Origin of the sequence: Vibrio alfacsensis (genome assembly GCF_019670485.1) — a bacterium.
GTDB classification, from domain to species: Bacteria; Pseudomonadota; Gammaproteobacteria; order Enterobacterales; family Vibrionaceae; genus Vibrio; species Vibrio alfacsensis.
On the sequence record NZ_AP024165.1, the window covers coordinates 112849 to 127243 of the forward strand.

The 14395-nt window shown below is 45.4% G+C and carries 11 protein-coding genes; 5 read left to right on the forward strand and 6 right to left on the reverse strand.

Annotation, left to right across the window (positions count from 1 at the left end):
• Nucleotides 1-67 precede the first annotated feature (67 nt).
• The 4 genes from VA249_RS00530 (at nucleotide 68) to hemN (ending at nucleotide 3317) form a co-directional block, all read left to right on the forward strand.
• The gene (locus VA249_RS00530; protein ID WP_221068464.1) at nucleotides 68-706 is read left to right on the forward strand and encodes a class I SAM-dependent methyltransferase; all 639 of its coding nucleotides are present in this window, start codon (nucleotides 68-70) and stop codon (nucleotides 704-706) included.
• On the forward strand, nucleotides 706-1245 hold the full coding sequence (gene yihI / locus VA249_RS00535) for a Der GTPase-activating protein YihI (RefSeq protein ID WP_221068465.1): 540 nt from the start codon (nucleotides 706-708) through the stop codon (nucleotides 1243-1245). Before VA249_RS00530 ends, yihI begins: the two co-directional genes overlap by 1 nt.
• Before the next feature lie 7 nt (nucleotides 1246-1252).
• Nucleotides 1253-1741, forward strand: a complete 489-nt coding sequence (locus VA249_RS00540; RefSeq protein ID WP_211915615.1) for a DUF2489 domain-containing protein — start codon at nucleotides 1253-1255, stop codon at nucleotides 1739-1741.
• Nucleotides 1742-1925: 184 nt separating this feature from the next.
• A complete protein-coding gene (gene hemN, locus VA249_RS00545) occupies nucleotides 1926-3317 on the forward strand; it encodes an oxygen-independent coproporphyrinogen III oxidase (RefSeq protein ID WP_221068466.1) in 1392 nt (463 codons plus the stop codon).
• Between the two features lie 87 nt (nucleotides 3318-3404).
• On the opposite strand, the gene add is transcribed toward hemN, so the two are convergent.
• The 6 genes from add to glnA form a co-directional block, all read right to left on the reverse strand.
• Nucleotides 3405-4409 carry an adenosine deaminase gene (gene add, locus VA249_RS00550; protein WP_221068467.1) on the reverse strand — a complete coding sequence of 335 codons (1005 nt, stop codon included), beginning with the start codon at nucleotides 4407-4409 and terminating at the stop codon, nucleotides 3405-3407.
• Nucleotides 4410-4571: 162 nt separating this feature from the next.
• Nucleotides 4572-7118, reverse strand: a complete 2547-nt coding sequence (gepA, locus tag VA249_RS00555; RefSeq protein WP_221068468.1) for a phosphodiesterase GepA — start codon at nucleotides 7116-7118, stop codon at nucleotides 4572-4574.
• A gap of 113 nt (nucleotides 7119-7231) precedes the next feature.
• Entirely contained in the window at nucleotides 7232-8635 is a 1404-nt protein-coding gene (gene glnG / locus VA249_RS00560) for a nitrogen regulation protein NR(I) (protein WP_128812058.1), read from the reverse strand.
• A 58-nt stretch (nucleotides 8636-8693) separates the two neighbouring features.
• Nucleotides 8694-9704: a nitrogen regulation protein NR(II) gene (glnL, locus tag VA249_RS00565; protein WP_420864271.1), complete on the reverse strand. Its 1011-nt coding sequence runs from the start codon at nucleotides 9702-9704 to the stop codon at nucleotides 8694-8696.
• A gap of 178 nt (nucleotides 9705-9882) precedes the next feature.
• Nucleotides 9883-10449, reverse strand: coding sequence for a DUF4124 domain-containing protein (locus tag VA249_RS00570; protein ID WP_221068470.1), 567 nt, complete (start codon nucleotides 10447-10449; stop codon nucleotides 9883-9885).
• Between the two features lie 159 nt (nucleotides 10450-10608).
• Entirely contained in the window at nucleotides 10609-12018 is a 1410-nt protein-coding gene (gene glnA, locus VA249_RS00575) for a glutamate--ammonia ligase (RefSeq protein WP_211915610.1), read from the reverse strand.
• A gap of 529 nt (nucleotides 12019-12547) precedes the next feature.
• Between glnA and typA the strand changes: the two genes are divergently transcribed.
• Nucleotides 12548-14380, forward strand: a complete 1833-nt coding sequence (typA, locus tag VA249_RS00580; RefSeq protein WP_221068471.1) for a translational GTPase TypA — start codon at nucleotides 12548-12550, stop codon at nucleotides 14378-14380.
• Nucleotides 14381-14395 lie beyond the last annotated feature (15 nt).

Genomic DNA, 14395 nt, shown 5'->3' on the forward strand with positions numbered 1-14395 from the left:
ATCCAGCAACACTCCAATCTAGGTCTACTTTCTGGTATGTTTCGCATCCCTGTTTGAGGAAGCCAGCATGCATACTTGTCCTTTATGCCAGAATCAGCGCACTCATCACTATTTTGAAGACAAGCGACGCGAGTATCTTCAATGTGAACAGTGCAATTTGGTGTTCGTTAAGCCAGACCAACGTTTGGATGCAGAAACCGAAAAAGCTCACTATGATTTGCATGAGAACAACCCAGAAGATATGGGATACCGACGTTTTTTAGCGCGGATTGCTGATCCAATTGCAGAGCGAATTTTGCCACAATCGAATGGAATCGACTTTGGTTGTGGTCCTGGCCCAACGCTTTCCTTGATGTTAGAAGAAGCAGGGCACAACATGGTGTTATATGATCTTTATTACCACCCAGATACCTCGGTGCTAGAAAAGCAGTATGACTTCATGACAGCAACAGAGGTGATCGAACACCTCTACCACCCCGATCTGGTGTGGAAACAATGGTTGAATTTAGTTAAGCCAGGTGGCTGGATAGGCCTGATGACGAAAATGGTCATTGATGTAGAAGCCTTTCAATCATGGCATTATAAGAACGATCCTACCCATGTGGTGTTCTTTAGCCATGAGACGTTCCAGTTCCTAGCTGAGCGGGATAAGCTCGAACTCGAATTTATTGGTAATGATGTAATTTTACTGAGGAAAACCCAGTAATGAGCCGTAGTAAAAAATCTAGAAAGCCAGGTGCAGCAGGCGCACCTGAGTTTGTTGTCACTCGTAACCGTACAGAATCTGACGTTGAAGGTCGTCTACGCAAGCGTGCGAAAAAACGTAAGGGCTTGAAGAAAGGTAGTCGCAACTCTGAAGTGAACGAGCAGAAGAAGCAATCGGCTGCGCAAAATCGTGATCCACGCCTAGGCAGCAAGAAGAAGATTCCTCTAATTGTTGAGCCAGCGAAGAAGATGACGAAACAAGAGCGTCGTCTATCTGCTGCGCAAGAGCTAGAGATGCTAGAAAATGATGCGCAATTGAACGTGTTGTTGGATCGCATTGAAGCCGGTGAAAACCTAGGTAAAGGCTTGCAACAATATGTTGATGAGAAGCTTGATCGTATCGAAAGATTAATGGACCAATTGGGTCTACTAGAGCCAGAAGAAGAAGACTTCACCGCTCCAGCAGCAAAAGGCACGCGTAATGACGATGATCTACTTGCTGATTTCGACGGTATTAACTTCGATGACTACAAAGGATAAGTAATCCATGAACGTAACCTTATTAGCGATTGCAGGTGCAGTGATTATTATCGCGCTGGCTTCTTATGCAGGTTACCTTCTGCTTCAATTAAAAAAGCAAAAGGAATTGCAGCTGAAGCACAAAAAATTGGCGATTGATAAACGGAATGCCAATATTTTTGAGAATGTGCATACCTTGTGTCTAGCGGGTATTCAAGGTCAGTGTGATTTGTCTGAAATCAGCATTCGTGTCTATAACATTATGGATTACGTCCAGGGTGAAGACCGTGTTGATTTCGATACCACCTACCCTGCGATTTCAGAGCTTTACCATGTTGTAAAAGATATGGCGCGTGGCGAAGATCGCCAAAAGCTGACCAAGAAAGAGCGTATGCAACAAAACTTAGCGCGTCATAAAGCCGAAAACCGTCTGACTGATGCGATTGTTGAAGAACTCAAAGTGTTGCAGAAAAACGTCCAGCCACTGAATAACCAAATCAATATTCAGATGATTTAATTACTTTCTCCCGTGGCTTATCTAACAGCCATAGGGGGATCGTGATCACGCTAGCACTTCTTTAGTTTTATACTTAAAAAGCGGTGAGCGGTTACCGTCGTTGTCGTCTTGGTATGGCAGAATAACGGCCTCTGAGTATCGGGTGATGAGATATTTCACCCTAGCATTTACGGAAAGTACCACCATGTCGAATCAACATACTGAATCGAAACAGCAAATTGTCTGGGATCAAGCGGTATTGGATAAGTACAACTATTCCGGTCCTCGCTACACGTCGTACCCAACAGCACTGGAGTTTCATGAAGCGTTTACCATCTCGGATTACGATATGGCATGCACTCAATACTCAAATCGTCCGCTGTCGCTGTACGTTCATATTCCGTTCTGTCATAAGCTTTGCTACTACTGCGGCTGTAATAAAGTCATTACTCGCCACTCACACAAAGCGGATGAATATCTTGATGTATTGGAACATGAGATTCGTCAGCGCGCATCATTGCTTGTTGGACGTACAGTAACGCAATTGCATTTTGGTGGTGGTACACCAACATTCCTATCTGAAAAGCAAATCACTCGCGTAATGGATTTGCTGCGCCAAGAATTCACATTCAGCGCGGATGCAGAAATCAGTATTGAAGTCGACCCACGTGAAATCGAGCTGACGATGCTTGATCACTTGCGCAGTGAGGGCTTTAACCGTTTGAGTATCGGGGTTCAGGATTTCAATAAAGAAGTTCAGCAGCTTGTAAACCGTGAGCAAGATGAAGAATTTATCTTTGCGATGGTCGCACGTGCAAAAACGCTTGGTTTCCGCTCAACGAACCTTGACTTAATTTACGGCTTGCCGAAGCAAACGAAAGCGTCTTTTGCGAAAACGTTAGAGCAAGTGTTAGAGATGCAGCCTGGCCGTCTGTCTGTGTTTAACTATGCTCATATGCCACAGTTGTTTGCCGCGCAACGTAAGATCAAAGATGAAGACTTACCTCAAGCAGAAGAGAAGATGGCGATCCTGCAGGATACTATTGCTACGCTGACCGGCGCAGGTTACCAGTTCATTGGTATGGATCACTTTGCTATGCCTGATGATGAGCTTGCTGTCGCTCAGCGAGAGGGTATTTTGCACCGTAATTTCCAAGGCTATACCACTCAAGGCGAATGTGACTTAGTTGGTTTTGGCGTTTCAGCGATCTCAATGATTGGTGATGCGTATGCGCAAAACCAGAAAGAACTGAAAAAGTACTATGCACAAGTGAATGACTTACGTCATGCGCTATGGAAAGGGGTTTCTCTGGATGCTGATGACTTATTGCGACGCGAAGTGATTAAGCAGCTTATTTGTAACTTCAAGTTGGATAAGAAAGCAATTGAATCAGAATTTAAGGTTAACTTTGAACACTATTTCAAAGAAGACCTACAGCTTCTGCAAACTTTCATTGATGACGAATTAGTTGAAGTCGATGGCAATGAAATTCGCGTGACACTACGTGGCCGTTTATTGATTCGTAACATCTGTATGTGCTTCGATAAATACCTACGTGCAAGAGCTCGTCAGCAGCAGTTCTCTCGCGTCATTTAAGTTTGAAACCGCTTCTCAATATAATAAATGCCAGCATCTGCTGGCATTTTTGTTTCTGTTATAAGTTTTTGTTTTTTCTGCAATGAGTTATGCGCGGTCTTTTACTTTGTCTTTCAGCTCAGTTTTCTCTGCATCTGATAGGAAAGCGAGATCAAGACCGTTAATTTGCGCTTGGCGAATCTGCGCTTGAGTTAGACCTGCTGCTGGTGCTGCAACTTCATACTCGTATGGTAGCTCGATGCCCTCAACTGCTGGGTCGTCAGTGTTTAGACACGCAAGAACGCCGTGCTCTAGGAACTGTTTGATCGGGTGGTTGGCGAGAGAATCAACCGTGCTGGTTTGGAAGTTCGATGTTAGGCAAGACTCAATACCAATACGGTTTTCCGCCAGATAATCCATCAGTTTAGGATCGTGAATCGCTTTTACACCGTGGCCGATACGTGTTGCGCCAAGCTCTTGGATCGCTTGCCACATGCTTTCTGCGCCCGCCGCTTCACCAGCGTGTACCGTGACATTAAGGCCAGCATCACGCACTTGTTTAAAGTGAGAGACAAAGCGATCACCAGGCTGACCAAGTTCGTCACCGGCAAGGTCAACAGCAACGATGTGCGATTTTTGGCTAAGGATAGCATCAAGCTCTTGCTGACAGGCATCCGTTCCAAACGTACGGCTCATGATACCGATTAAGTTTGCCTTGATACCAAAATCACGCATGCCCGCTTGAACACCATCGACAACCGCTTCTACTACACCGGCAATAGGCAGTTTGTGTTTCATCGCCATGTAGTAAGGGGAGAAGCGCAGCTCTGCATAGTCGATTTGCGCGTTCAGTGCGTCTTCTACGTTTTCGTAAGCAACACGGCGACATGCATCTAGATCGCCCAGAACCGCCACACCCCAATCAAGCTTAGAAAGGAAAGCAACAAGAGATGGTTCAGCTTCAACAATTTGAACGTGTGGAGTTAAAGACTCGATGTCGTAAGCGGGCAAAGCAACACCAAATTGCTGACCAAGTTCCAGAATGGTTTTAGTACGGATGTTGCCATCAAGGTGACGGTGCAAATCTGTTAGGGGAAGATTCTTCGTTATCATTATGTCGTTCCGGGTTGTTTGTTATAAACAGGCATTCAGCCCAAACATTATCAATGACAATACATGGGGAAGATAAGTGGTTACTTGGGTATAAAGTATAAATAACAGTTGGGTATATTGTCAGTATGAGATGGCCAGTAAATCAGCAATTTCAGCGCTTTTTTACTTCATGTTCACCAAATGTGTTGGCCATTCTTCAATTGGCAATGGACGGCTGTAATAGAAGCCTTGAACTTGTTCACACCCCAGAGAGCTCAGCAGCTGAGCTTGCGCAGCGGTTTCTACTCCCTCAGCAACGACCGTGGTTTTTATTCCTTTGGTGATTCTAATGATCGCAGCCACAACCGAGTTATCCAAATTCTCTTTGGATAAGCGATTAATGAATGTGCGATCAATTTTCAAGCATGTAAATGGTATCGCATGTAGATAGGCTAAGGACGAATAACCTGTTCCAAAATCATCAATAGCAATACCTAGTCCCATATTACGGAGTGCCGAGATATTGTCTAACGTGGTTGGGGCGCTATCTACGATACGAGACTCTGTTATTTCTAAGGTTACATTCTTTGCTGGGAGTCGAGTTTCGTCGAGTACTTGTCTGACAGTATCAACAAAGTCAGGGCATGACAGCTGGTTAACCGATACGTTGACGTGCAGCTGGAAGTTTTCCGGCCATTGTTTGTTGTCGATGGCGCTGCGCGTATCGTTACAAGCTTGTGAGAAAATTTGCTGCCCAATTGCTTTTATCATCCCGCTTTCTTCTGCGATAGGGATGAACTCTAAAGGTGATACCATACCGGACTCACTATCCCAACGAGCCAGTGCCTCAGCACCACAGATGTTGCCACTAGCAAGATCGATGATTGGCTGATAGTAAGGTTTGAATTCACCGTTATTAATACCGGTTTGAACTTTTGTCACCATTTGTGTGCGGTATTTCGATGCGCTCGCCAATTCCGGGCTGTAGTGGCACACATTGGTCAGTGAATCTTGCTTTGCGGAGCTAAGAGCGATACTGGCATTACGTAACCATAGATTCATATTATGTGCAGAATCTGTACGCACGATGCCCATGGAGACCTTAATCACCACGGTTTCGCCGTCGAGCATGAATGGGGAAGCGAGAAGTTGCTGTATACGCCTTTCTATTAAGCGAATGTCATCTTCACTATTGATATTTTGGATGAAAATTGCAAATTCATCTCCGCCAATTCTTGCAAGGATGGCTTCTTCTTGGAGCTGTTGCCTTAATCGTTCCGCAATGTTAATGAGCAGTTGGTCACCATTGTGGTGTCCTACGCTATCATTGATATCTCTAAATTTGTTGACGCCAAAGAGGAATAAACAAGCCGGGTGTTGCGAGTCTAAATGCTCACTGATTTCGATTAAGCCTTGGCGACTGTATAAGTGCGTTAATGAATCAAACTCCAATTGTTCACGCAGGGCTTTAAATGAGGCTTTTAAGTTGTTTGCCATCTCATTGAACGTTTTCACGAGGATGGTGGTTTCATAAATAAAGCCAGGGCGAGGCAGAGGACTATCCCAGTCACCTTTTGCAAGGTGTTGTGCGGCTACAACGGTGGCTTCTATTGGTCGAGTGGTGCGGTTGAAGATGACCCAACCTATCGCAATGCCAACTAAGCTGACAAAAACGCCGACGATCCAACTTTTTTGCTGACTTTTTGGTAAGGTTCCAAGTAAATCTGATTCAGAAATTGAAGTGCCAATAAACCAAGTCAGGCCATTCGGATCATGATAAGGCGTAACACGACTGAACATGCGTTGACCATCTAAATTGATTTCAAAAGTGTACGGTGCATCACTTTTTGATAGGTCGACATTTTCTATCCGCTCTGCATTCAGTTGGATCATTGGGTCTAGGCTTTCTGATGCCAGTAAGCGTTGGCCTTCATCTGAGAACTTCGTTCCCCATGAGATCACGCTGCCTTGTCCTGAATGAGCCACTAATCGACGATCTTGATCCATGATGAAAACCGAAGCTTTGGTGTTAGCTTTGAGCTCACGCAAGAAAATACTGAATGTATTGATACGGATATCTGTCACGAGTACACCAGCAAACGTACCTTTTTCGTATACTGGTGCCATTGCCGATAAGGTGACGTCTTGGCGTTCATCGGCATTGGGGTAGACGGGAGACCATCGAGCTTGATTAGTATGCGCTACAGGCTGATACCAAGGACGAGTTCGAGGGTCATAGTCAGCAATGATGGTGCGAATCTTGTCGCTGATCTTATCATTGCCATAAATGACCAAATTGCCATTCGTGCGATGGTCTTGAACCATCAGCGTATAGTTGCCATCAGGCTCACGGCGGAAACCTGCAAAATCACCAGTTCGAGAACCAAAAGCAATGACATCTAATTGAGGAATAGAGTGATAAAGGTTCTGAAAAGCACTTCTCAAGTAAGTTTTAATGTCTTGAGTATCGTTTGGGTGGAAAAGGTTGTGGTAACTGACGTTATGCGCGAGCGAAGTAACGGCCGAAAAAGGCTTGCGCAGATAATCATTGAGATGATCGTGAACACTTTCAGTCAGAACGGATAGCTGCTTGTCGCTGAGATCCGTTACGACGTCTTCGTAGCTCTGTTTTTGGACGTAAACAATCACACTGATAGCCAGCAAAAAAATCATCACAAAAGGGATGAGTACAGCAGTGCGTAATGTAATTTGAGTCGTCGTATTAGACATTTGTCGAGTTACTTAGGGTGCAGTGTACCGTAATTGTACTGACAATTTGGCTATCAAGCGAGCATATTGTTGCGTGCTTGATAACCAATGTTCAAATTATTGGGTACTTTGTATTAATACAGCTCTTTGAGTTTTCGAGTAAGGGTGTTACGTCCCCAACCTAGTACTTTAGCGGCATCCTGTTTATGACCTTTAGTATGTTCGAGTGCCGCTTCGAGCATTATACGTTCAAACTCTGGTAAAGCGTACGCCAGTAGTTCTTTATCCCCCTCAGCAAGGGCACTGCGCGCCCATTTAGATAATTGCTCTTGCCAACTGCCATGTTCAGAATCTTTCGTGATTTTTTTCTCTTCCAGTAACTCTGGTGGTAAATCACTTGGAAGGACTTCACTGCCACTGGCCATTACGGTTAGCCAACGACAAATATTTTCCAGTTGTCGCACGTTCCCCGGCCAAGTTAAACGATTGAGGATCTCAACGGATGATGGGTGCAGGGTTTTGGTTTCAACGCCGAGTTCATCAGCGGCACGCACTAAGAAGTGTTGGGTCAGCTTTTCGATATCTTGTCGACGTTCACGAAGAGCGGGAATCTGCACGCGAATAACGTTGAGGCGATGAAACAAGTCTTCACGAAAATCGCCATTGTGGACCAGTTTTTCTAAGTTTTGGTGAGTGGCGGCAACAATCCGAACATCAACACTGATCGGAGAGTGCCCGCCGACGCGGTAGAACTGTCCATCTGCAAGCACGCGTAACAACCGAGTTTGAATATCTAACGGCATGTCCCCGATTTCATCTAAGAATAAGGTGCCTCCGTTGGCTTGTTCAAAGCGCCCTTGACGGACACTGTTAGCACCAGTAAACGCGCCTTTTTCATGGCCAAAGAGCTCTGACTCAATTAAGTCTTTTGGAATGGCCGCCATGTTGAGTGCAATGAACGGTTTATTTGCCCGTGGACTATGGCGATGTAATGCATGAGCAACGAGCTCTTTACCCGTCCCTGATTCACCGTTTATTAATACTGAGATTGATGAGCGAGATAGTCGGCCAATGGCACGAAACACTTCTTGCATTGCAGGCGCTTCACCAATGATCTCTGGTGTATCCGCTGGCACATCATCAGGGAGCAAATGTTCACGCTTATTCTCTTGGCTATGTGCGATAGCTCGCTCGACAAGTGTGAGTGTTTCATCAATATCAAAGGGTTTCGGTAGATACTCAAATGCCCCTTTTTGGTACGCATTAACCGCCGCGTCGAGATCCGAATGCGCGGTCATGATGATCACGGGTAGATCGGGATAATTCTGTTGCAGTTGTTTAAGCAGTTCTAGGCCATCAATGCCAGGCATGCGAATGTCAGAGACTAGGACATCAGGCACTTCACGCTCTAAAGCCATGAGAACACTTTCCCCATCCGCATAGGTTTCGCACTTAATGTTTGCGGAGGAGAGGGTCTTTTCCATTACCCAGCGAATTGAACTGTCGTCATCGACGACCCAAACATATCCTTTACTCATGAATTAATCCTTGCAGCAAAAGCCGAAAACTGACGCATAGCAGATCCATTGAATGGGGTCAGATTGGCAGGTAAATCGTAAAAGTGGTGTGGCCAGGCCAGCTTTCAACGTCTATTTTGCCGTTGTGCTGGTCGATCAAGTTTTGTGAAATAGACAGTCCGAGTCCGGTTCCGCCCTCACGGCCGCTGACCATAGGGTAGAACAGGGTATCTTGTAGTTCTGGTGGTATTCCCGGACCATTGTCAGTGATTTCAATGCGAGCCGCGAGTTTACAACGCTGGCCATGAATGTTCGCTTGGTGCACCGTTCTGGTGCGAATTGTGATTTTTCCATGCTCTTGGCGAGACAGAATCTGCGCAGCGTTACTGACGATATTAAGCATGGCTTGCTCGATTTGATCGGCATCCATCAATATTTCTGGCAAGCTTGGATCGTAATCTCGTTCAATCACGACACTATGTTGTGACTCCAACTCAACCAGTTGGCGAACTTTTTCCAGAACTTGGTGAAGATTCTCTTCGCTTTTTTTTCCCGGTTTTTGTGGCCCCAATAGGCGATCAACCAGCGCTCGTAATCGGTCAGCTTGTTCAATGATGATATGGGTGTATTCCGTCAGCGACGGATCGGGCAGCATCTTTTCTAACAGCTGCGCTGCGCCTCGCAATCCTCCCAACGGGTTTTTGATTTCATGGGCAAGTCCCCGCACCAAAAGCTTCGCTGCTTGTTGTTGGGCGTGTTGGTTAAGCTCTTGAGTCAGACGGCGCTGTTGATCAATCTTGCGCATCTCGACAAGTAACATCAGTTTCTTTTGCCAAGTGAGCGGGCTAACGGTGACTTCCAGCATCAACGGGCGCCCATCAACCACAAAGGTGACATCACTGTCGGTAATGCTTTGGCCGCTTTGCAGAGGCTGAGTCAGGAGTGCTAAATCCATGGAGGCATGCTGAATGAGTTGGGATAGCGGCTGATCGACAATGCGTTTAGCGCTTTGTGAAAACAACAATTCCGCAGCAGGATTAGCAAAGCGAATCGCTAACTCATCATCAAGAATTAACGTTGCTGTCACCATGTTATCGAGAATAGCGCTAGAGAGACTGGTATCCACAATACGTCCTTGTTTGAGTCATGAATGTGCCTTGCACCACTATGGTGCATTAGAACGTAAGTATGGCGAATATGGCAGAGAAGAAAAAGTAAAAAGCGTAGAGAAAGAATGATTTTCCTCACGTTGTTTTCTACTTTGCCCCTTAATTGCTCGGACTGACGCTTGCTCTATGTAAATGCACCGTTATAGGGCTAGCGGATGCAATAAGCTTGCCGTTTCGTATTGTTTGGACCGTCAACGTGTGTGTACCACGGTCGATATTATTCAGTCGCCAGTCTAAGTTACGTTGAGGTGCACCATAGGGCTTGCCATCAAGGAGCAATTGAACGTGCTCAGCACTCCCTAAGGGACGATTGGACTTAAGCTGAACCATGATAATGCCTTGGTTACTGCGAATCGTCATATCGTGCTGAGGATTCAGTATCGTTAAAGAAAGTGGTTTGAAAGACGATGATTCAAACGCCGGTGGCTCTAAAATCGTTGATTTTAAAGCTGATGGTTCTAAAACCGGTGGCTCTAAAGGTAGGGAAGTTGGAGTGTTCGCTTTCAAATTGGGAAGAATAACCACATCTGCACCTTTTTGGGGAGTGTCACTAAAGTGACGAATGCCTTTTTCATCAAGCCAGGTAAATATCTCTTGGGCGCAAGGTGCTGTGGTTGAAAGTGAAATCACAATAATGCCTAAAGAGAGGCACATTTTTACGCTCATATTTTTCTTTCTCTGCTTGTTCATCATCCCTTTCTATACGGAAACACTGATTAATGGTGTTCGCCGTTATAAACAACCGCGTCTTTGGCTTGAATACAAAAAAGGCCCGCCTGCGAGGCGAGCCTAAGATTTTGTTACTGTGCTTACACAGTCTACATCTTATACAGAGTAGTAAAGTTCGAATTCTAGTGGGTGAGTCGCCATGTTCACGCGCTCAACATCTTGAGATTTCAATGCGATGTATGAATCGATGAAGTCATCAGAGAATACGCCACCAGCCGTTAGGAACTCACGGTCTGCATCGAGTGCATTCAGTGCGACTTCTAGAGACTCTGCTACCTTTGGAATCTCAGCTGCTTCTTCCGCTGGTAGGTCGTACAAGTCTTTATCCATTGCTTCACCTGGGTGGATCTTGTTCTTGATACCGTCAAGGCCTGCCATGAGTAGAGAAGCAAACGCTAGGTATGGGTTTGCTGCTGGATCCGGGAAGCGAGCTTCGATTCGACGTGCTTTCGGGCTTGGAACCACAGGGATACGGATAGATGCAGAACGGTTACGAGCAGAGTACGCTAGCATAACTGGTGCTTCGAATCCTGGTACTAGACGCTTGTACGAGTTTGTTGATGGGTTAGCAAACGCGTTGATTGCACGAGCGTGTTTGATGATACCACCGATGTAGTAAAGTGCCGTTTCAGAAAGGCCGCCGTACTTGTCACCAGCAAATAGGTTTACACCGTCTTTTGCTAGAGATTGGTGAACGTGCATACCTGAGCCGTTGTCGCCTACAAGTGGTTTTGGCATGAATGTCGCTGTCTTACCAAATGCGTGAGCAACGTTGTGAACCACGTACTTGTAGATTTGGATTTCATCCGCTTTTGTCGTTAGCGTGTTGAAACGTGTTGCGATTTCGTTTTGACCCGCAGTTGCTACTTCGTGGTGGTGAGCTTCAACTACTAGGCCCATTTCTTCCATGATTAGACACATTGCAGAGCGAATGTCTTGAGATGAGTCAACTGGAGCTACTGGGAAGTAACCACCCTTAACACCTGGACGGTGACCTTTGTTACCACCTTCGATGTCAGAACCTGTGTTCCATGCAGCTTCTACGTCATCAATCTTGAAGAACGAACCAGACATATCGTTAGAGAATTTCACGTCATCGAATAGGAAGAACTCTGGCTCTGGACCAACAAGAACGGTGTCTGCGATACCAGTAGAGCGCATGTAGTCTTCTGCGCGTTTAGCGATTGAACGTGGGTCGCGGTCGTAGCCTTGCATAGTTGCAGGCTCAAGAATGTCACAACGAACATTTAGCGTTGCGTCTTCTGTGAATGGGTCAAGAACAGCAGAAGATGCGTCAGGCATCATTACCATGTCTGATTCGTTGATGCCTTTCCAGCCAGCAACTGATGAACCATCGAACATTTTACCTTCTTCAAAGAAGTCAGCGTCGATTTGGTGAGCAGGGATCGTAATATGCTGCTCTTTACCTTTTGTATCAGTGAAGCGTAGGTCAACAAACTTAACTTCGTTTTCTTGAATTAGCGATAAAACGTTTTCTACTGACATCTTGGATAACCTCCAGTGTTATTAAAGCGGTGAAAGCTCGATTTATGAATCGTTGATAAAATCCAGCATTGATTAATCTGTTTGACATATCGTTAATCGATGCTTGTTTCTCTAAAGCCAAAACCGTGCCAAAAATAATATTCCTTTATTTTCAGTTGGTTATGGTTTTTAGTGCGCATTTGGTGCAAACGATTGCACCAAAATGATCTATCGAAGCACTAATTTGGTGCAAATGAAAAGTGTTGCACCATCATGTGACAATATTATTGTTCATTCAGCCTGTTTTTTGAGCGCTGGTCAATTTCTATTAACGGGGATTAGGATAAAATTGAGCTGAATCAATCCGCTATACACCAGAAAGTGAGCGTTAAGCGTAAATTTGACAGAAATGCTCGGGAGTAGATCACATATTTCTATGCTTTTTGCTAAAATCTGGTACATTATGGCCGTTTTTTTAATCAGCAAATGTCACCAGAGAGCACCCGTTCTCAGCGTGGGGGCATTTCATCTATCTAAGTGAATCAAATCCATGGCTACTCCACAGATTGATAAATTAAGAAATATCGCGATCATCGCGCACGTTGACCACGGTAAAACAACACTGGTTGATAAACTACTACAACAATCAGGTACTCTAGAGTCTCGCGGCGAAGCTGAAGAGCGAGTCATGGACTCAAACGACATCGAAAAAGAACGTGGTATTACCATTCTTGCTAAAAACACAGCAATTAACTGGAATGATTACCGCATCAACATCGTAGATACTCCGGGACACGCGGACTTCGGTGGTGAAGTAGAACGTATCATGTCGATGGTAGACTCAGTACTACTTATCGTTGACGCAGTTGACGGCCCAATGCCGCAAACTCGTTTCGTAACGCAAAAAGCATTTGCTCACGGTCTTAAGCCAATCGTTGTAATCAACAAGATTGACCGTCCTGGCGCACGTCCTGACTGGGTTATGGACCAAGTGTTCGACCTATTCGACAACCTAGGTGCAACTGATGAACAGCTAGACTTTAAAGTGGTTTACGCATCAGCACTTAACGGTTGGGCGACGCTAGAAGAAGGCGAAACTGGCGAGAACATGGAACCACTATTCCAAACTATCGTTGACCAAGTTGAAGCGCCTCAAGTTGACCTAGACGGTCCACTACAAATGCAAATCTCTCAGCTAGATTACAGCTCATACGTAGGTGTTATCGGTGTTGCGCGTGTAACTCGCGGTACTGTACGTCCTAACCAACAAGTTACAATCGTTGGCGCAGATGGCAAGAAACGCAACGGTAAAGTGGGCACAGTAATGGGCTACCTTGGCCTAGAGCGTCATGACATCGAGCAAGCTAATGCTGGTGACATCATTGCAATCACAGGTCTTGGCGAGCTTAAAATCTCTGACACTATCTGTGACGTGAACAATGTTGAAGCGATGATTCCGCTGTCTGTTGATGAACCAACAGTAACAATGACGTTCCAAGTAAATACTTCTCCGTTTGCGGGTAAAGAAGGTAAGTTCGTTACTTCACGTAACATCCTTGAGCGTCTACAGAAAGAATTGGTACACAACGTTGCACTACGCGTTGAAGAAACAGACAACCCAGATCGCTTCCGCGTTTCAGGCCGTGGTGAACTTCACCTATCTATCCTGATCGAAAACATGCGTCGTGAAGGTTTCGAACTAGCAGTATCTCGTCCTGAAGTAATCATCAAGCGTGATGAAGATGGCAACCTACAAGAACCGTTTGAAACTGTAACTATCGACGTTATGGAAGAAAACCAAGGCGGTATCATGGAAGCTATCGGTCTTCGTAAAGGCGAACTGACTGATATGTCTCCAGATGGTAAAGGCCGTGTTCGCATGGACTTCATGATGCCATCACGTGGTCTGATCGGTTTCCAAACTGAGTTCATGACGCTAACTTCTGGTTCTGGTCTTCTATACCATTCGTTTGATCACTACGGCCCACACAAAGGCGGTACTATCGGTCAACGTAACAACGGTGTTCTGATCTCGAACGCGACAGGTAAAGCGCTGACTTACGCACTGTTTAACCTTCAAGAACGTGGTCGTCTATTCGCTGAGCACGCTGACGAAGTATACGAAGGCCAAGTTATCGGTATTCACAACCGTTCAAACGACCTAACAGTAAACTGTCTGAAAGGTAAGCAGCTAACGAACGTTCGTGCATCTGGTACTGATGAAGCACAGGTTCTTACTCCAGCAATCAAATTCACGCTAGAGCAAGCGCTAGAATTCATCGATGATGACGAACTAGTAGAAGTAACACCAGAAAGCATCCGTATTCGTAAACGTCACTTGACTGAAAACGATCGTAAACGTGCTTCACGTGATGCGAAATAATCATCTAATTTAGAT